The organism is Polyangium jinanense (genome assembly GCF_028435365.1).
Window position 1 is genome coordinate 51,923 of sequence record NZ_JAGTJJ010000019.1, and the last position, 17,480, is coordinate 69,402.

Annotated in this window: 14 protein-coding genes; 5 read left to right on the forward strand and 9 right to left on the reverse strand. The window is 69.8% G+C overall.

Annotation, left to right across the window (positions count from 1 at the left end):
• Window positions 1–84: 84 nt before the first annotated feature.
• Genes KEG57_RS27255 through KEG57_RS27265 form a run of 3 tightly spaced genes read right to left on the reverse strand, consistent with a single transcriptional unit; the run spans window position 85 to window position 5,638 of the window.
• Window positions 85–612, reverse strand: a complete 528-nt coding sequence (locus KEG57_RS27255; protein WP_272419189.1) for a hypothetical protein — start codon at window positions 610–612, stop codon at window positions 85–87.
• Between the two features lie 41 nt (window positions 613–653).
• A complete protein-coding gene (locus KEG57_RS27260) occupies window positions 654–4,721 on the reverse strand; it encodes a serine/threonine-protein kinase (RefSeq protein WP_272419188.1) in 4,068 nt (1,355 codons plus the stop codon).
• Window positions 4,722–4,780: 59 nt separating this feature from the next.
• Window positions 4,781–5,638 carry a hypothetical protein gene (locus tag KEG57_RS27265; protein ID WP_272458892.1) on the reverse strand — a complete coding sequence of 286 codons (858 nt, stop codon included), beginning with the start codon at window positions 5,636–5,638 and terminating at the stop codon, window positions 4,781–4,783.
• Window positions 5,639–5,941: 303 nt separating this feature from the next.
• Here KEG57_RS27265 and KEG57_RS27270 point away from each other — a divergent pair, with 303 nt between their 5' ends.
• Window positions 5,942–7,441, forward strand: coding sequence for a serine/threonine-protein kinase (locus tag KEG57_RS27270; protein ID WP_272419185.1), 1,500 nt, complete (start codon window positions 5,942–5,944; stop codon window positions 7,439–7,441).
• On the opposite strand, the gene ung is transcribed toward KEG57_RS27270, so the two are convergent.
• Window positions 7,420–8,154 carry a uracil-DNA glycosylase gene (gene ung / locus KEG57_RS27275; protein WP_272419183.1) on the reverse strand — a complete coding sequence of 245 codons (735 nt, stop codon included), beginning with the start codon at window positions 8,152–8,154 and terminating at the stop codon, window positions 7,420–7,422. The genes KEG57_RS27270 and ung overlap by 22 nt on opposite strands.
• A 124-nt stretch (window positions 8,155–8,278) precedes the next feature.
• A complete protein-coding gene (locus KEG57_RS27280; protein WP_272419181.1) occupies window positions 8,279–8,569 on the reverse strand; it encodes a hypothetical protein in 291 nt (96 codons plus the stop codon).
• A gap of 106 nt (window positions 8,570–8,675) precedes the next feature.
• Here KEG57_RS27280 and KEG57_RS27285 point away from each other — a divergent pair, with 106 nt between their 5' ends.
• From KEG57_RS27285 to KEG57_RS27300, 4 genes are read left to right on the forward strand one after another with little or no spacing between them, the layout of a single operon-like run.
• Window positions 8,676–10,532: a type IV pilus twitching motility protein PilT gene (locus tag KEG57_RS27285; protein ID WP_272458893.1), complete on the forward strand. Its 1,857-nt coding sequence runs from the start codon at window positions 8,676–8,678 to the stop codon at window positions 10,530–10,532.
• Entirely contained in the window at window positions 10,532–11,605 is a 1,074-nt protein-coding gene (locus KEG57_RS27290) for a type IV pilus twitching motility protein PilT (protein WP_272419176.1), read from the forward strand. Before KEG57_RS27285 ends, KEG57_RS27290 begins: the two co-directional genes overlap by 1 nt.
• Window positions 11,606–11,622: 17 nt before the next feature.
• Window positions 11,623–12,234, forward strand: coding sequence for a hypothetical protein (locus KEG57_RS27295; RefSeq protein ID WP_272419174.1), 612 nt, complete (start codon window positions 11,623–11,625; stop codon window positions 12,232–12,234).
• Between the two features lie 40 nt (window positions 12,235–12,274).
• Window positions 12,275–13,033 carry a hypothetical protein gene (locus tag KEG57_RS27300; RefSeq protein ID WP_272458894.1) on the forward strand — a complete coding sequence of 253 codons (759 nt, stop codon included), beginning with the start codon at window positions 12,275–12,277 and terminating at the stop codon, window positions 13,031–13,033.
• A gap of 3 nt (window positions 13,034–13,036) precedes the next feature.
• Here the strand turns inward: KEG57_RS27300 and KEG57_RS27305 are convergent, their stop codons facing one another.
• From KEG57_RS27305 to KEG57_RS27320, 4 genes are all read right to left on the reverse strand, one after another.
• Window positions 13,037–13,888: a hypothetical protein gene (locus tag KEG57_RS27305; RefSeq protein WP_272458895.1), complete on the reverse strand. Its 852-nt coding sequence runs from the start codon at window positions 13,886–13,888 to the stop codon at window positions 13,037–13,039.
• 78 nt (window positions 13,889–13,966) lie between these two features.
• A complete protein-coding gene (locus KEG57_RS27310; protein WP_272458896.1) occupies window positions 13,967–15,322 on the reverse strand; it encodes an extracellular catalytic domain type 1 short-chain-length polyhydroxyalkanoate depolymerase in 1,356 nt (451 codons plus the stop codon).
• A gap of 177 nt (window positions 15,323–15,499) precedes the next feature.
• Window positions 15,500–16,822 carry a fibronectin type III domain-containing protein gene (locus tag KEG57_RS27315; RefSeq protein ID WP_272419166.1) on the reverse strand — a complete coding sequence of 441 codons (1,323 nt, stop codon included), beginning with the start codon at window positions 16,820–16,822 and terminating at the stop codon, window positions 15,500–15,502.
• A 125-nt stretch (window positions 16,823–16,947) separates the two neighbouring features.
• Window positions 16,948–17,361, reverse strand: a complete 414-nt coding sequence (locus KEG57_RS27320) for a hypothetical protein (RefSeq protein WP_272458897.1) — start codon at window positions 17,359–17,361, stop codon at window positions 16,948–16,950.
• Window positions 17,362–17,480 lie beyond the last annotated feature (119 nt).

Sequence of the window (17,480 nt, forward strand, 5' to 3'; positions counted from 1 at the left end):
GACGCGAAAAAAAGAGGTGCTCGCGATCACGCGAGGAGGCCGCGTCGTGTGCGGGCTTCCGGGTTCGTCCAGGAACGACGTTCGTCACGCCAATCCCAGCCGCTCCCGCGCCCCCTTCACGCCGAAGATCGTGCCGCCACCCGGCGGGACGATCGGCGCGAGCAGGATCGACGCAAGGATCGCGGCGAGCGCGAGCGGCGCGTCCGGATCGTCTCCCGCCGCGACCTCGCTCGACACCTGCCAGACGCGCCTGCCGCGCTGAACGAGCACATCCATGCCCGCGCCGCCAATCGCCGCCGCGCCCGCCTCCGCAGAGACGCGCGCCTCGGGCGCCTCCTCCACGGGCACGGTCACGACGAGCACACGTGTGGCCGCGCTGCGCCCTTTGCGCTGCACGAGGACGACGGCCGCGTCCGCCGCGGGCGCCTCGCCGTTCGGATACGCCTTCGGCTGGAGCAGCTCGAGCGCCACGCCGAAGAACGTGCGGGCCTTGTGCGCCCAGACCGCGATGTCGACGCGCGCCGAAGGATCGGGCGCGAGGAGCGTGTACGCGCTCGACACGGGGAGCGGCGCAACCCGAAAGCTCGCCCACCCATTGCGGTCGACATCCATGCCCGCACGATACGCCGTCCACGGCGGCCAGGGTATCAGCATTACGACCGCAACGTGACCTCGTCCGCCCGCGTCCGCGCGAGGAGACGCTCGATCCGCGGGGTCATGACGTTCGGCAGAGTCCGCCCGATTTCGAGCGCGCGCTCGAAATGGCGACGCGCGTCGGCCGCGCGCCCGCGACGGAGCGCCGACAAACCGCGGGCCTCCGTCACCTCGAGGCGCTCCTGCCCCACGGAAAACTCGCGCGAGCGCGCTTCGAGCGCGTCCCACGCCGCGTCGTCCGCGTCGCTGGTGGCGAGCTCCAGCATGACGCAAAGCACGTCCTCCGCCGGCACGGGCAGCGTCGGGCCTGCCTGCTCCCGGATGCGCGCCGCCGCCTCGCGCGCGCCCTCGAGGTCGCCACGAAAGTACCGCAGGCGGCCGTCGAGCAGCGCGATCACGGGCCGCGGCGCGCCGCCCGTGTGACGCACTTCGAGCGCGAGCGCGCGCGCCGCGTGGGGCTCGGCCGCGTCGAGATCGTCCCAGAGGTAGAGGTACTCGCCGAGGTTGTGGTGCGCGGCGATCTCCAGCCAGTCCTGGCCAAGCTCGCGGCCGAGCCAGGCGACCCGCTCGAAGTCGGCGACCATGCGCGCCTTGTCCCCGACGAGCGCCGCGAGAAACGCCCGCGCGTTGATCACGCTGGCGAGGTGGAGGTCGTCGCCGTGCGATTCGCAAAGCTCGACCGCTCGTTCGATCGCCCGCTCGGCATCGACGAGGCGGCCGAGCGCCGGCAGCACGAAACCGAGCATGAAGAGCGCGACGATGCGAGGCTCGTACGCCTCGTCCCCGATCGCGTCCGCGACCTCGATCACGCGCTCGAGCAACGGGACGGCCTCGTGCTCGCGGCTGAAGCGGAGGAGCGACAAACCCTGGCCGAGCAGGAGGCGCGCGAGGAGCGCGGGCGGCGGCGATTCCGGGAGGATCGCGAGGACCGAGACGACACGCGCGCGCGACGCCTCGTAGTCGGCCATCCAGTCGAGGACCGTGGCCTGGTCGAGCAGGATCTCGGCCTCCGCGAGGTGATCTCCGGCGGCGGCGTCACACGCGAGGGCGAGGTCGTCGAGCGCGTCCGGATACCGGCCGAGCCGGTAGCGCATGAGACCCCGTCCCCGGAGCGCACGCTGACGCAAATCGAGAGGTTTGTCCGGGGCCCCCGCGCTCGCAGCCGACGCCTCCAGGGCGCGCGTGTAGCAGCGCTCCGCGTCGAGCCAGTCGTGCCGCGCCCGCGCCGCGTCGGCGAGCGCGAGATACGCCCGCTCGCCGAGGGCGCGCTCGCCCGCGTTCGTCGCATGGTGCGCGAGCTGCGCGAGGTGACGCTCGTCGCCGCGCGGAGGCGAGCGGCCGTCCCAGCCCGAGGCTTGCTGCAAATGTGCCGTGGCCGCGAGATGAATGCGGGCGCGCTGGGCCTCCGGCACCGACCGCGCGATCGCCTCGCGCACGAGCGCGTGCCGGAACGCATACCGGCCCGGTCCGTGGCGCGCGAGCAGCCCCGCGGCGACGAGCCTCTCCGAGCCGACCCGCGCGTCGAGCGGAAAATCCCCGCCCGCGCTCATCCGATCGAGCCGACCGAGCACGCCTTGCATCTCGGCGACCGTGACCTCCGCGCCGAGGACGGCTGCGAGGCACGCATGCGCGCGCGCCGCAGGCGGCAGCGCGTCGAGCTCGCGATGCGCGAGCCACTCGATGAGCGGAAGATCCGGCAGATCGTCGAGCTCGTCGGTGGCGAGGAAATACCCGCTGCCCGAGGGGTGCTTCCGGACGATCCCCTGCGCCTTGAGTCCTCGCACGAGCTCGACGAGCAGGAGCGGCACGCCCTCGGCACGCGCCGCGATCCGCGCGACCGCCGACTCCGGCACGTTCTCCGCGGGTCGCAAAAGCTCGCGGCAGAGCGCGGCGGCGCTCGCGGGATCGAGCGGGCCGAGTCGATGCACGGTGCGGCGATGTGCTCGCGCGCCCCACGACGGGTGGTCTTCCTCGAACGAGGGTCTGCCGAGCACGCATACGAAGAGCGGCGCGCGCGCTTCTGCCCGCGCGGCGAGATCCAGGATCGCGAGCGTCGCGTCGTCGGCGAAATGCGCGTCGTCGAGGATCACGCAGAGCGGCTCCTCGAGCGCCCTGCGCCGAAGCGCCTCGCCCACGCTCACCGTGAGCAGCGTCCGGAGCGCGCCCGGCGCGGCCTCGATCGCGTGCAGCGTGGAAGACCCCGTGATCGTCGCGCCGTTGCCCTTCGAGATCCACCCGAGCGAGAGGGCCACGCTCGCGCCGGCCTCGGCATGACGCGCGGGGCCGAGCGTCGCCGCAAGCAGCTTCCGCCCGCCGTCCTCGGGCGCCTCCGCGGGCAAACCGAGGGCGCGTTGCAAGAGATCGCGCACGCTCCCCGCCGCGCCGTGCACCGGCTCGTGCGCGGAGAACACGATGAGCCGCGTCCTCGGTAAAACCTGCCCGAGCCGCTCCAGAAGTGCGCGCTTCAGAAAACTCTTTCCGCAGCCCGCCTCGGCCAGCACGACGGCGACCGCAGGCAGCGACTCCTCGATGGCCTGCCGCCCGAGCTCCGTGAGCGCGTCGAGCACGCGCTCGCGCCCGGAGAGCGGGATCGAGATGCGCGACGGCGTGGCCTCCGTGCCCTCGCCCGACGACGTCGGCGGCGTCTCCTCGACGCCGAGATCGAGGTCCACAGGCAGGGGATCCGGCGCGACGCCCGAGGCCTCGAGCACGGCGCGCGCGGTGGCCGAAAGCGAGACGCCGCGCGGCGACGAGGGCTTCGGGAACCGGTCATCGCGGGCGATCCGCGGCGCCAGGATGCGGCGTGATCCATCGGGCCCGAGGTGGACCGCGACGGACGCGAGATCGAGCGCGACGCGCTCACACGCGCCTTGCTCCGTGAGCGCGCGCGCGGCTTCGAGGGCGCGCCGCGCGGGGTTCTCGTCGACCTCGTGGCCGAAGGCCGCGACACACCGGCCCGCGGAGGCATGAACGATCTGCGCGCCGAACGGCTCGAGCGCGCGCCGGAGGGCGATCGCGTCGAGGCTCGACTCGAAGCAGGCGATGCACACGACGCGCCGCTCGGCGCTCTTCGGCGGCTTCGTGCCGGGCGGCGGCTCGCTCATGGGCACGGCGAGCACGAGCTGCTCCTCGTCAGGTAATGCGAGCGCGGCGGCGAGGGTCGCGCGCAGGTAGGCGGCCGATGGGGGCCGATCGGCCGGGGCCTTGGCGAGGCAACGGAGCACGAGCTCCTCGACCAAGGGCGGGATCGATCGGGCGAACGGCGGAGGCGCGACGGCCGAAGGGGGCGGCGGCCTCTGGCTCGCGTGGCCCTCGCGCACGAGCGGCGCGGGACCGAAGAACGGCGGGCGCCCCGTGAGCATCTCATACAACAAGACGCCCATCGCGTAGATGTCGGCGCGCGTGTCCTCGCCGTGGTGCCCCTCGCACGACTCGGGCGCCATGTACTCGCTCGTGCCCACGATCGCGCCTGCGGCGGTGAGCGCGGGGGCCGCCGGCCAGACCGCGTGTGCGAGGCCGAAATCGAGCAACACGGCGCGTTTGCCTTCGGCGTCGACGAGGATGTTCTCCGGCTTCAGATCGCGGTGCACGTAGCCCCGCGCGTGGATCGCTTCGAGCGCGCGCAGCACGGCGAGCCCGAGCGCGATCGCCTCGCGCGCTGCAAGTGGCCCCGCGCGGGCGAGCAGATGGTCGGCGAGCGTCCGCTCCGCGACGAGCTCCATGACCATGTACGTCCCCGCGGAGGCGTGCTCTTCGAGCGCGACAAACGCCGGCACGTGGGGCGGTCCGACCGCGCGCATCACCTCGACCTCGCGCACGAGGCGCGGCGCGGCTTCGGCCATGTCCGGATGCGCGAGCTTGATGGCGACGCGCTCGCCGCCTGCGATACGCCGTGCCGCGTACACCACGCCAAACCCCCCGCGGCCGAGCGTGCCCGTGACCTCGTAGCCGGGAAACGGCGGCGCGGGCAGCTCGACGCGCTCGGGCGTGCTCGAATCCGGCGGCTTCGCGCCATGCTCGGGGCAACCGTCCACGGGCACGCGCCGCCCGCACGCGAGGCATCGCATGCCTCGCCTCGGGCCCAGGGAAACCGGGCCCGGGTCGAGCGGCGCGCCGTGGACCAACGTCATTGCAGGAACACCGTCACGACCTCCGTGGTCTTTCGAGGGGGGCTCACCGTTGCATCGTAAACGCATTTCGGACGAAATCCATTGTTCGAATCGAGCGAATCACAAACGGCATCGCAGGAACCGCGGCGCTCGATGATGCCGCAGCTCTCGATTCCGTTCGTGCCGATGTGCCCCGCGGCGCAGTCCCGCATGCGGCTACGGACGTAATCTGTGTTCGGGACATACACGCAGGAATGCAGGTACGGTGTCGGCGCGAACAGATTTCCCCAGAAAGCCCCCTCCTCTTTTGGATAGCTATATCGCTCGACGATCCCCGCGTGCTTGATGGCGTCGTGGACGGCGCGCATCGAGAGCGTGACCGTCACGCCATACCAGTTCGTCCGGGCCGCGATGCAGGCCGAGACCCAGCGTTGCCCCGTCTCGTCGAGCGGCCCGGTCGCCCATGACGGCGCGAGCCCGAGCTGGCCGACGTAGGTCTCGGTCCGCGTGACGCCCAGCTCGTCCGTCCACGTCACGGTGAACGACTGCGACGGCTCCAGCGCGCAGCCCACGGCATACCGCACGAATAGCCGGGACAACTGCCCTGCCTCGCCTGGGTCCCGCAGCGCGGCGAGCGAGCTCGGGCTGAGCGTCGACGGCGCCAGCGCGTTCGGCTGGATCGCGTTCGGCTGGATCGCATTCGGTTGAATGGCATTTGGCTGGATCGCGTTCGGCTGGATCGCGTTGCCCTCGACGATGGCTTCCGCCACTTCCTCGACGGCCCCTTCCTCCTCCTCGTAGACACCCTCCGCGTCTCCGCAGCCCACGAGCGTCCCCAACGAAATCATCAGCAAAGCGAGCGTGTTGCGTTGCATGTTTTCTTCCCCCCCACCCCTGCACGAACATGAAAAATATGAAATCAGGAAGAAAGCCGGCGCTACTCTAGCATTCGAAAAGAGTGCAGAGACTGAAAATGCAGCGGGTCGAAAAAGAGGTGCCCGAGCACACCGCCGCTCCGTCCGCGACACCGCCATTATGAAATCGCTCGTAGACGCAGGAAAATTCCGCTCGTGGACGCGCGGAGCCGCGCGGGACGTGCTATCCTGATTAATCTCCGTTTTCGCTGATTCCTACGAATTCAGGCGCACTGTTCGAGGACGGAGAGCAGGGGGCAGGCCATGGGGGGGAAGAACGACAAAACCACGCTGCCGCACGGCAAGGTCCGAGAAATCGGGCGCTCGGGCGAGCTTCGGGCAGGGACGATCCTCGGGGACCACGTGATCGAGGAGCTCGCGTCGTCAGGCGGGCACGGATCGGTGTATCGCGCGCGTCACCGCATCCAAGGCGGGCGCGTCGCCATCAAGGTGATGCACCCGGCGCTCATGGCGCTGCCGCGCATGGCCGAGCGATTCGTGCGGGAGGTCGAGGTCATTCTACGTCTCCACCACCCGAACATCGTGAAGGTCCACGAGCTCGGCACGTTGTCCGACGGCACCCCGTATTACGTGATGGAATACCTCGAAGGCACGACGCTGCGCAATTACCTCGGCGCGCGCGGCAGGCTCGCGCCCGAGGAGGTGCTCGCAATCCTCGAGCCCGTCTGCGCCGCCCTCGCCGTCGCGCACGAGGCCGGGATCGTGCACAGGGACGTGAAGGCGAGCAACATCATGATCTGCGAGGGCCCGCCGCGCGTGGTAAAACTCCTCGATTTCGGGATCGCGAAGCTGCTCGCACCCGAGCCGGGCCGGGCCGGGCTCACCTCGATGGGCCAGCAGCTCGGCACGCCCTCGATCATGGCGCCCGAGCAGATTCTTTGTGGTCCCATCGACGTGCGCACCGACATTTACGCGCTCGGCGCGCTCCTGCACGTCCTGCTCACGGGACGCGCGCCTTTCGAATCGAATGCGCACGAGGGCCTCGTCGAGCAACACCTCGCGGCGCCGCCGCCACGCCCGAGCCAGCGCGCCCCCGTGAGCCCCGCGCTCGACGCCATCGTGCTCCGGTGCCTCGAAAAAAAGCCCGATCGCCGATTCGAATCCGTGGGCGCCTTCCTCGAAACCCTCCGCGAAGCCGTGCATGCAGGCCGATCCGAGGAGACGGCCCGCGCCGAGGCGGAGCGGCGCGCGGTCGGGATCCATGTGGATCTGCGTTTCCCCGAGGGCGCGGACGAGGCCGACGAATCGCTCGTCACGGCCCTCGCCCAGACCCTCGAACGCGCCGAGGAATGCATGCGCTCGGGCGGCTTCCTGCTCGCCACGGTCACGAGCACGCAGCTCCTCGGGCTCAAGCTGCTCTCGGCCGATCCGGTGCACGCGAAGACCGAGCGCCGCTCCGCCGTGCAGTTTGCCCTGACGCTCCACGCCGCCCTGCAGCAGCAGGACGAAGGGAGCGCGGTGCACGCGAACGTGGCCGTGCACGTGGACGCGGTGAACGTGCGCCTCGCGTCGGAGCTCGACATTGCTTCGGGCAACCTCGCGCGCACGGAGGCGTGGGCGCCACGCGGCAACGTGGACGCGCTCGCGGCGACGGACGCCGCCATCGAGGGCCTGAGCGGCAGCGCGGGCGGCTTCTTCCTCGAACCGGGGCCGCCCGGCTTGACGATCGTCCGGCGGGCCTCGACACGCCGCTCGAAGCCCTCGCTCACGATGGTCTCGGGTCAGGGCAGGCCGGACGCCTGAGCGGCGGCGCCGAGCTCTCGGCGCGGCGGCAACCTCCAATCGATTTCGGTTTTTCCAATCGAGCGCAGCGCCGCGTTGATGGCGGAGAACGGCCTCGTCCCGGAAAAACTCCGCACCGAGAGCGGCGAAGGATGGCCGGTCTTGATGATCGGGTGCCGCGAGGCGTCCACGAGGCGCGCCTTTTTCTGCGCGTGCGCCCCGAAGAGCGCGAAAATGACCGGTTCTTTTCGCGCAGAGAGGGCCGAAATCACGCCGTCCGTGAATGTCTCCCAGCCCTTGCCGCGGTGGGATCCCACCTCGCCCGCCCGCACCGTGAGGATGGTGTTCAGCAGGAAGACGCCCTGCTCGGCCCAGGGCTCGAGGCAGCCGTGGTCGGGCACCTCGAAGCCGGGAATGTCCTCGCGCAGTTCGCGGAACATGTTGGCGAGCGAGGGCGGGATGCGTTGGGAGTGACAAACCGAAAAGCAGAGCCCGTGCGCCTGCCCTTTGCCGACGTACGGGTCCTGGCCGAGCAGGGCCACGCGGACCTTCTCGAACGGGGTTTTCTTGAACGCATTCCACACCTCGTCCTCGGGCGGGAAAACCTCGTGGTTTTTCCGCTCCTCGTCGACGAACACGGCGAGCTCGGCGAACGAGGGGCGCGAGAGCTCGTCCGCGAGGACCTTTCGCCAGGAGCGGGGCAAATCGATCTTCATGACGTGAACACGTCGCATCGTAAGGCATCGCGACGGGTTTGGCCAGGTGGAACCGCCTCGAACCACGAAAACGCGCCGCCGAAAGGGCCCGCGGGCAGGTGCGCCCGGACGAACCCTGCCATTTTCTGCGGAATGCCCGCGATCAAGCCCGCCTGCCTCCCGCGGTCTGCGTGACGAGCCACAAGATCCCGAACACGAGCGGCCACGCCGCCGCGCCCACGCCCACGGCCCGGCCGAGCGGGAGGAAGACCCCCGCGATGGCGCCCGTGATCCCGCCCAACAACGCGCCGAAGAGGAGGTAGACGAGGAATGACACGCCGGATTTCACGCCGTGCGGGTGCTGGTGATGTGCCACGAGGATCGCGAGCACGAAGCCCTCGATCACGCCCGCGAGGGCCGAGAGCAGCGCGGCGAGAAAGGGGGCGTGTACCATGGCGAACCCGAGCGATCGTACAGCGATTGTATCGCGCACGGCGCCGTCCTTGCCGAAACATCGAGCCGTCCGGTACGATGACCCTCCCCCGCGCTGCGCCAACGCGATGTCCCAGCTCAAAGCCCTGCTCGAGAACCTCCTCCGGCCCGACGTCACCGAGATCGCCCTCGCCACAGGCCGAAATCCCTGCGTCAAGATCGGCGGCGTCTACGAGATCATCGATCGGAAAATCCTCTCGTCCGACGACATCCTGCAGATGCTCACGACGGCCGGAGGCAGCCGCCACGTCGACAACCTCGGCCCGAAGCCCGTGCAGTGGGGCTGCCGCGTCGACGGCATCGGCCCGATCGCCATCGCGGCCGTGCGCAACCCGAACGCCGTGCAAGCACGGCTGACGCGGCTCGCCCAGGATCCACGCACGGTAGCCGCCTCCGCCGTCCCCGCGCCGAAACCCACGCCGCAAAAGCCCATCCCCGCGCGCCCCGCGCCCGCGAGCCCGTCGAAGCCGGGCGCACCTCCGTCGGAGTTCTCGTGGAGCGACCTCAACGAGGATGCGCCTCCGCAGGCGCCCGCGCAGGCCACGCTCCCGACCGCGGAGAAGATCACCGCGGCGGCGCCCGTGATCACCGCGTCGCCCTCGTTCGAGCTCGATCTCGACGACGACCGCCCGCCCGCGCCCGCGCGGACGCGGAAAGACACGCCGCGTCCGCACAGCCTCGCCATCACGCTGGACGATCCGGCCGACCCCACGCTGCTCGCGGCCGCGGCGAGCGCCGCCCATTTCGCAGCGCTCGCGCTCGATGACGTCCTGCTCCGGGCGCGCGCGGACGGCGCGAGTGATGTGCACCTCGTCGCGAGCCGGCCGCCGCTCCTCCGCATCGGTGGAAAGCTCCTGCCGCGGGGCCCCGAGGTCGAGCCGCAGGCCCTCGAGCGCATGCTGGAGTCACGTATCCCCGAGCGCCTGCGCGCCCAGCTCGCGATCGAAGGCTCCTGCGATTTCGCGCTCGACGATCCACGTTTCGGCCGCTCGCGCGTCAACGTCACGCGCCAGCGCACCGGCCTCAAGGCGTCGTTCCGCCTCGTTTCGCGGGAGATCCCGACGCTCGCCGAGCTCGGTCTGCCCGACGCCATCGCGCTGGCGACGCGCCATCACCAGGGCCTCATCGTGATCACCGGGCCCACGGGGCACGGGAAAACCACGACCCTCGCGGCCATCGTCGACATCATCAACAGCGAGACCTCGCACCACATCATCACGGTCGAGGACCCGATCGAGTACGTCCACCCGCGCAAGAAGGCCATGATGAGCCAGCGCGAGGTCGGATCGCACACGCGGGACTTTCAATCGGCCCTCAAAGCATCGCTGCGCGAGGATCCGGACGTCATCGTCGTGGGCGAGCTGCGCGACACGGAGACCGTGCGCATGGCGCTCTCCGCGAGCGAGACCGGGCACCTCGTGCTCGGCACGATGAACACGCCGAGCGCGGCGAAGACCATCGATCGGCTCATCGACCTTTTCCCGCCCGGCGATCAGCAGCAGGTGCGCGTGACGCTCGCCGGCGGCCTCAGGCTCGTCGTGAGCCAGCGCCTTTTGCCGCGAAAGGACGGCCCCGGCATGATCGCCGCCGCCGAGATGCTCCCCGGATCCGTGCCCCTCTGGAACCTCATCCGCGAGAGCAAGACCTGGCAGATCCCGAGCTTGCAACAGCGCGGCAAGGGCTTCGGCATCGTGCGGCTCGACGACTCGCTCGCCGATCTCGTCCGCGCCGGCAAGGCCTCGCTCGAAGACGCGCTGCTCGTCGCCGAAGCCCCGGACGAGCTCGAAGCCGCGCTCGCGGGCAAACGCGCGTCGGCAGTTCCTCAGGCGGCGCCCGCCGAGCCGCCCAAACCCGCCGAGCCCGAGGCGAACAAGGGCCTGCTCGGGCGCGCCGGCGCGCTCTTCGGCAAGAAGGGAGGCGCGTAGTGGCCCGCATCGACCGGCTCTTCGACGAGCTGCTCGCGAAAAAGGGCAGCGACCTGCACCTCGGCGTCGGGTATCCGCCGCTCCTCCGCGCGCGCGGCGAGCTCGTGCCACTGCGCGACGCGCCGCTCGACACGGCCGAGATGGAGGAGCTTCTCTTCGAGATCACGTCGGCCGAGGAGCGCGAAAAGATCACGAACGAGCTCGACCTCGATTTCGCCTACCAGTACGAGGACAAGGCGCGCTTCCGGGCGAACTATTTCTACAAGATCACGGGGCTCGCCGCGGTCTTCCGCATCATCCCCACGAAGATCCTCACGCTCGACGATCTCGGCTGTCCGCCGGTCGTCCGCAAGCTCGCGGACAAACGCAGCGGGCTCTTGCTCGTCACGGGCCCGACGGGCAGCGGCAAGTCGACGACGCTCGCGGCGATGATCGATCACATCAACACGACGCGGCCCTGCCACATCCTGACGATCGAGGATCCGGTCGAGTTCGTGCACCCGCCGAAGACGTCGCAGGTCACGCACCGCGAGGTCGGGCCCCACGCGTCGAGCTTCGCGGCCGCGATCCGGAGCGCGGGGCGCGAGAACGCGGACGTCATCCTCATCGGCGAGCTGCGCACGAACGAGACCATGAAGCTTGCGCTGCAGCTCGCGAGCTTCGGCGTCCTCGTCTTCGGCACCGTGCACACGAACAGCGCGGCGGCGACGATCGACCGCATCATCAACGCCTTTCCCGCCGACGAGCAACCGCAGGTGCGGGGCATGCTCGCCGAGAGCCTCGTGGCGATCGTGGCGCAGCAGCTCCTCAAGACGGCGGACGGCAAGGGGCGCGTGGCCGCGCACGAGATCCTCGTGGGCTCGTCGGCGCTCGCGGCGATGATCCGCGAGGGCAAGACGTTTCAGATCCCGAACATCATGCAGGCGGGCCAGGCGCAGGGGATGCAGACGATGGATATGGCGCTCGAGCGGCTCGTGCAAAAAGGGACGATCTCGCCGGAGGTCGCGCTCGAAAAGGCGATCGACAAGGAGAGCTTCCAGAAGGTCGTCGCGCAGCGGCTCGCGGGAGGATGATGGGAATCTCACGGAGAATGGGGGCATTCGCAATCGTGGCGGGCTCGCTGCTCGCGCCGGCGGCGGCGTTCGCGCAGCAAGTCACGCCCGCGCCCGCGCCCATGCCGCCGGGGCCGTCGCAGGCCACGTACATGCGCTACCGCGGGCGGGAGGTCTACTGGGGCACGCTCGGATTCGGCCCGCGGTTCGCGACGCTCTACAACATCCCGCGCGGGAAATTCGCGATGGGCGGCGGCGCGGTGATCCGCATGCATCCGATCTCGTATCCGTCGAGGCCGGCGAGCTACATGCCGCTCGAGGTCGAGTTCGACATCGGCTACGACCGTTATCTCGGGACGAACCATTACGAGCTCAGTTATGGCGGGTCGTTCCTCCTTCACATGGCGTCGGGGAAGTGGCAGCCGTACATCCTCGCCTCTGCAGGCCGGTCGCTCGGTCAGGTGGACGCGGGGCGCGACACGCGGTGGCACCTGGGCGGTGGATTCGGCGTCGGGTATCGGACGAGGACGTTTACCGTGGGCGCCCAGGTGAAAGGCGGCGGGTACGTCGTCCCGGGCCCGCCAGGGGGCCCCCTCGGGGCCGAAGGGTTCGTCGAGGCGAAGCTCGTGGGGGTCGTTTATGTCTTCTGAGCGCCGCCGTTCCAGTTTCTGTGTTCGCCTCCTGCCGGCGGTGATCGTCGTCTCGGTCGCGGCGACGAGCCAGATGATCTCGGTGCCCGACGTGCATGCGACGGGGCCGATGGGCACGGGGATGAAGCCGCCTCCGCCGCCGCCTCCGCCGCCGCCTCCGCCTCCGCCGCCGCCTCCGCCTCCGCCGCCTCCGCCGCCGTGGACCACGCCGCCGCCTCCGCCTCCGCCGCCCCCGCCGCCGTGGACCATGCCGCCGCCGCCGCCGCCGCCGCCTCCGCCACCGCCTCCGCCGGTCTATACGCCGCCGGTGACGCCTACCACGCCGGCGAAGAGTGGCCCCCCGCCGATCGGCGGGTACGGGCCGAGATTCGCCATGTCCGGGCGGTTCTCGTCGCTCTGGATGGTCAACCGCAATGAATTCGGGATTGGCGGCGGGGGCGGGCTCCGCTTCTACGGAGGGTATCTCGAGCTCGAGCTCGAGTTCGGCTACAACAGCTATCTCGGCATCGATCGCAACGACATGCCGCTGCTCTTCAACACGTTCATCTTTTATCGCGAGGACAAACGCCTCCAGCCGTACCTGGTCCTCGCCTCGCTCGGCGTGTCGTTCTCCGAGGAGAACAAGAAAAAGGACATCCTCTTCCAGGGCGGGCTCGGGTTTGGCCTTGCCTACCGGCCCAAGAACTGGATCGCCTTCATGGGCGAGGCGCGCTTCAGCCTCGCCGATTCCGCGGAGCCGACCGTCGCCGGCGACGGGATTGCGGAGTTTCGGCTGTACTCGGTCGTCTATCCGTTCTGAGCGTCAGGGCTCCTTCGCGGGCGCGGGCGAAAGGAGGCGCTCGCCGCGCACCGGCGCGCTGAACGTCGGGAGCTGGAACTCGACGCGGAAGATCGGGACGACGTCGCTCCAGACGGCGCCCTGGCCCTGCGTGGAGTCGAGCGAGATCTGCGTGCGGGGCCCGGAGCGCGTGCCGGTGTCACTGTATCGCACCGCGTACGTGAACGTCCCAGCTTCCTTGCCCGGCTGCTCCCCGAGGCCGTATCCGTTCATGCTCATTCCTTCGAGCTGGTCCGTCGAGCGATACACGGGGCGTCCGCCGCACGTCACCGAGAGATCCACGACGCTGCCCTTTTCGCCGTTGCCTTCGAGGGTCGAATCCACGTCGCAGGCGGCGCCGGCGCCGAACGGCAATCCATTCGCGCGGGTGACCTTGCCCTTCCAGCGCGCCGCGACCTGACGCGCGGGCGCGGGCGGCGGCGCAGGGGGCGCCTCCGTTCCAGGCGGTTCTCCGGGAGGGGCGGGCGCGGTGACGACCGCGGGGGGCGGGGCGATACGCTCGTGTGGGCGCGGCGGCGGCGCCTTGTAGACTATGGCGAGGAAGGCGCCGCCGAGGGCGAAGAGCGTGAACGTGCCGCCGATGAGGAACGGCAACACGCGGGCGCGCTTGTTCGGCGGCGGCGCTCCCCGGAGCGAGGCGAGCTCGCTCCGCAGGGCTTGCAGATCCTGCTCGGCCTCGCGCATGCGGCCTTCGATCTGCTCGATGCGCGCGCGTTTCTCCTCGGCCGTCTGCTGGGACCTGCGGGCTTCGTCCAGGTCCTGCTCGAGGCCCTGGATCCGCCCGCGGAGGGCATCTCTTTCATCACGATAGGTCATGCCTGCGCTCCTCGGAGGACGAGATTGTACGCTTTGCAGCGCGGCTCGTCACCCCGAGGAGCACGAGGGCGGCGATGCTCAGGGGCACCGGCCGGCTTCGTAATAATTCGGGCCGGTCTTGCGGATCCAGGTGGGCAGCACGTTGTTGAGGCCGAGGTTCTGGTTCGAGCCGACGGCACACGCATAACTGTTGAATGCGCCGCACACGACCGCGCGCCCCTTCTGCACGTGGTAATAGTTTCCCTCGTAAAACTCCTCGCAGACCGGGGCGGGGTCGCCGCCGCTGCCGCCGCTGCCGCCGGTCCCGCCCGTTCCGCCGGTCCCGCCCGTGCCCCCAGCGCCGCCCGTGCCGCCCGTGCCACCGGTCCCGCCGGTCCCGCCCGTGCCGCCCGTGCCGCCCGTGCCGCCGGTCCCGCCACCCGGCACGCCCTGGTCGAGGCCGAAGAATTGGCCAATACGATACGTCGAGCAGAGATTGACGTCGAGAATGTACGCGCCCGCGGTCCCGCAGCCGCCCGCCGCGGCGAATCCGGGGTCGACCGGGGTCCCGTGGCCCATGTTCGGGATCGACCAAGATTCGACGACCGTCTCCCCGTTCGCGTCGCGGTATTCCTTCCGCGACGCGCCGTCGACCGTCCACGTCGCGTCGGCCGTCGCGTCGACGCCGTGCACGTTCGTCCATTGCTCGACGAGCTCGGTCGCGTTGAGCGGCTTCACGACGATGTCGCTCGTGCCGTGCCAGATCGAGACCTTCGGCCGCGGTCCGACGTAACCCGGCACCGCGTTCCGCACGACGTCGCCGTGGACCGTCGCCGTGCGATCGAAGCCGCCCATGCATTTCGTGAGATCCGCCGAGCCCGCGGCGCAGCGGTACGGAATGCCGCCGACGATCGCGCCGCCCGAGAACACGTCCGGATACGTCGCAATCATGACCGCCGTCATGGCCCCGCCCGCCGAGAGGCCCGTCGCGAAGACGCGCTCGTCGTCGATCGAGACCTGGCCCTTCATCCAGTCGACCATCTGCTTGATCGAGAGCGCCTCGCCCTGACCACGCTGAATGTCGCCGAGCTCGTACCAGTTGAAACAACGCGTGCTGCTGTTTGCCGTTTGCTGCTCGGGGTAGATCACGTGGAACTTCCACGTGTCCGCGAGGCTGTTCCAGCCTGCCTTGACGTAATCGAGCGCCGATTGTGTACAGCCATGCATCACGACGACGAGCGGCGCGTCCGCGCCCACGCCCGCCGGGGAATACGTGTACATCTTCAGGTTGCCCGGGTTCGTGCCGAAGCTGGTCACGGTCGTGAGGCCCGAGGCGTCGGTCGCAATGGGACCGTCGAGCGTTTCGCCGTCGTCCGAGGGGGTGCCGAGGCAACCGGCGCCGAGGGTGACGAGGGCGAGGGCGAAAAGAGCAGAGCGGGTCATCGAGCGCGGCATGGGTCGTTCTCCTTGGTTTCCGGGGCGGTCGGAGACGACCCATGAGCAGGCGGCATGCCACGACGCAGCGCCGCGGTCTTCGCGAAAATTCGCGGGAAATGGCCCGGGGGGGCGTCACGCGCGTCGCACCCGGTCCCGGCAGAGGGGGGCGTCACGCGTGACGCAGGCAGGTCGAGGTCAAAGGGCGCGGGCGCTGGCCGGACTCGAAGGCGCGCTCGTGCCGCGAGAGTTCGCCGCAGCCACCACGTAAAAATACTGGGTACGTGAGACCACGTTCGTATCGACCCAGCTCGTGGCGGAGACGTTCGCCAAGACGTTGTACGGGCCACCGTTGACCAGGCTGCGCCGAACCTCATAGCGGCTCGCGCCATTCGAGGCGACCCAGGACAACGTGATGCGACCCAGGGTCGCGGCGGCGGCGAGCGAGGTCGGCGGCGTGGCGTCCGGAATGGGAAAGGTCCGCGTCACGGGGGTGAGCCAGAGGAGCGGGTCGCGCGCCTCGCGCTTCTGCTCGACGTGAATGAAGGCTCCGCTGGCGGCCGTCGCGGCGGTGCTGCACACCTGGTTGATCACGACGCCGTTCAAGAATCGCCCCTCGACGTTGTCGGTGGCGTTCAGCCCGCAGGTGCCGCTGCCGGGCAGCGTGACGTTCCACGTCGGATTCGTGGCCTTGGCCTGGGCCTCGAGCGTACGCACGAGAGCGTTCGCCGCGGGCGCGCTCGCGAGGCCTGGCGAGATGTACGCCGTGACGCCCGGGCACGTGTCGGTCCCCATGCCGTGCCACTGCACCTGGTGATGCGAGCGAGAGCCGTAAAACGCGGAGATCTCGCGCGACGCCGCGTAGAACAGGCCCGCCGTGTCGTGCGCGCAATCCGCCTTCTGGTAGTCGGCATCGCAAGCACGCGTCGCATTTGCATTGCGATGCGCGCCGCAGAGGAGGAAGCTCCGCGAATCCGTTCGCTTGAAGATCTCGATGGCCTCGATGTCGGTATCGAGATCCGCGAGCGGGTGCGGCGCCTGGTGCGAGACCTCGCGCGAGGCGGTGGGGTCGACGATGAACGTGCCCCAGCCTCGATCCACGACGCCGTCGCCGTTCGCGTCGGTGTCCTCCAAAAGCACGCAATACGTCTTGCCGTTCTCGACGTCCCTGAACGTCCGGAGATCCATGACCGGGGCGATGCTCGCCCCGAGAGCAAAATCGCAATGTCCGTTCAGCATGCGCGACACGGCCGTGCGGAGATCGGCGAGGGCCGTGGCGGACGGCGCGATGTACCCCTCGGACCCCGATCTCGGCATCGTGTCGCGGATACACGTGGCGAGCTCGCGCAACGTCTCGGCCGGGCGGCACCCGATTTCGACCGTCGCGATCGCGGACGTGGCGACCCCGATGGCATGCGCATGGGCCGATTCGTCCGTCCGGACGAACCAATCCTCATACCCACACGAAGCCAGGAACATGGTCACGACGCATGCACCCGTCCCCTTGCGAATGGAACGCATACATCCCTCCCCTCGAACACACCATCTGCCACATCGTCGCAGGATGTGCTCGCCGCACGGAGATTCGCGCCTGTCGGGAGACCCGTTTCGCTGCGGAACGGATACGTTTTACAGGACGAACAAGTTCAAGGCGTGCAGTACGGACCCTGGCCGCCCACGATGAGGCACATCCCCGAGACCACGACGGAGCAGCCTCCCGCGCACGACGGCTTGCAGTCGGCCGAAAGGAACGCCTCGACCGCCGCGGCGAAGCTCTGCGCCTCGGCGCTGCCGCCGGCCTTCACGAACGAATGGCAGCCGCATTCGTCCGTGACCTTCTCCGCGCACTGCCCCGAGGCGCCGAGGACACACGACTTCGCCGCGATCCGCGCGGCGTCGAGGTCGGCCAGCAGATCCGCGCAATCGGCGCCGCCGCCGCCGCCGCTGCCGCCTGCGCCGCCCGTCCCCGGGCCGGCGTCCGTCGACGCAGGCGCGCCGACCTCCCAGTCGTATACGCAGCTCGCCACGAACGCAGAAATCGTGGCGCAAAGGAAGATCACGCAGCGCGTTATACCAGGGACGGGGGACACGAACGGGCAGGCTACCAAGAGAGGCCCGCCGCCGCCAAGCGTTGCCACGGCAAACGTTTATCCGGGACGCTCTGCGCACCGGGTCTTGT

Excerpts from the sequence above, each read along its gene's own strand:
- KEG57_RS27255 (WP_272419189.1), bottom strand. The coding sequence starts at position 612 with ATGGATGTCGACCGCAATGGGTGGGCGAGCTTTCGGGTTGCGCCGCTC.
- KEG57_RS27260 (WP_272419188.1), bottom strand. The coding sequence starts at position 4,721 with ATGCGATGCCTCGCGTGCGGGCGGCGCGTGCCCGTGGACGGTTGCCCC.
- KEG57_RS27265 (WP_272458892.1), bottom strand. The coding sequence starts at position 5,638 with ATGCAACGCAACACGCTCGCTTTGCTGATGATTTCGTTGGGGACGCTC.
- KEG57_RS27270 (WP_272419185.1), top strand. The coding sequence starts at position 5,942 with ATGGGGGGGAAGAACGACAAAACCACGCTGCCGCACGGCAAGGTCCGA.
- ung (WP_272419183.1), bottom strand. The coding sequence starts at position 8,154 with ATGCGACGTGTTCACGTCATGAAGATCGATTTGCCCCGCTCCTGGCGA.
- KEG57_RS27280 (WP_272419181.1), bottom strand. The coding sequence starts at position 8,569 with ATGGTACACGCCCCCTTTCTCGCCGCGCTGCTCTCGGCCCTCGCGGGC.
- KEG57_RS27285 (WP_272458893.1), top strand. The coding sequence starts at position 8,676 with ATGTCCCAGCTCAAAGCCCTGCTCGAGAACCTCCTCCGGCCCGACGTC.
- KEG57_RS27295 (WP_272419174.1), top strand. The coding sequence starts at position 11,623 with ATGGGGGCATTCGCAATCGTGGCGGGCTCGCTGCTCGCGCCGGCGGCG.
- KEG57_RS27305 (WP_272458895.1), bottom strand. The coding sequence starts at position 13,888 with ATGACCTATCGTGATGAAAGAGATGCCCTCCGCGGGCGGATCCAGGGC.
- KEG57_RS27310 (WP_272458896.1), bottom strand. The coding sequence starts at position 15,322 with ATGCCGCGCTCGATGACCCGCTCTGCTCTTTTCGCCCTCGCCCTCGTC.
- KEG57_RS27315 (WP_272419166.1), bottom strand. The coding sequence starts at position 16,822 with ATGCGTTCCATTCGCAAGGGGACGGGTGCATGCGTCGTGACCATGTTC.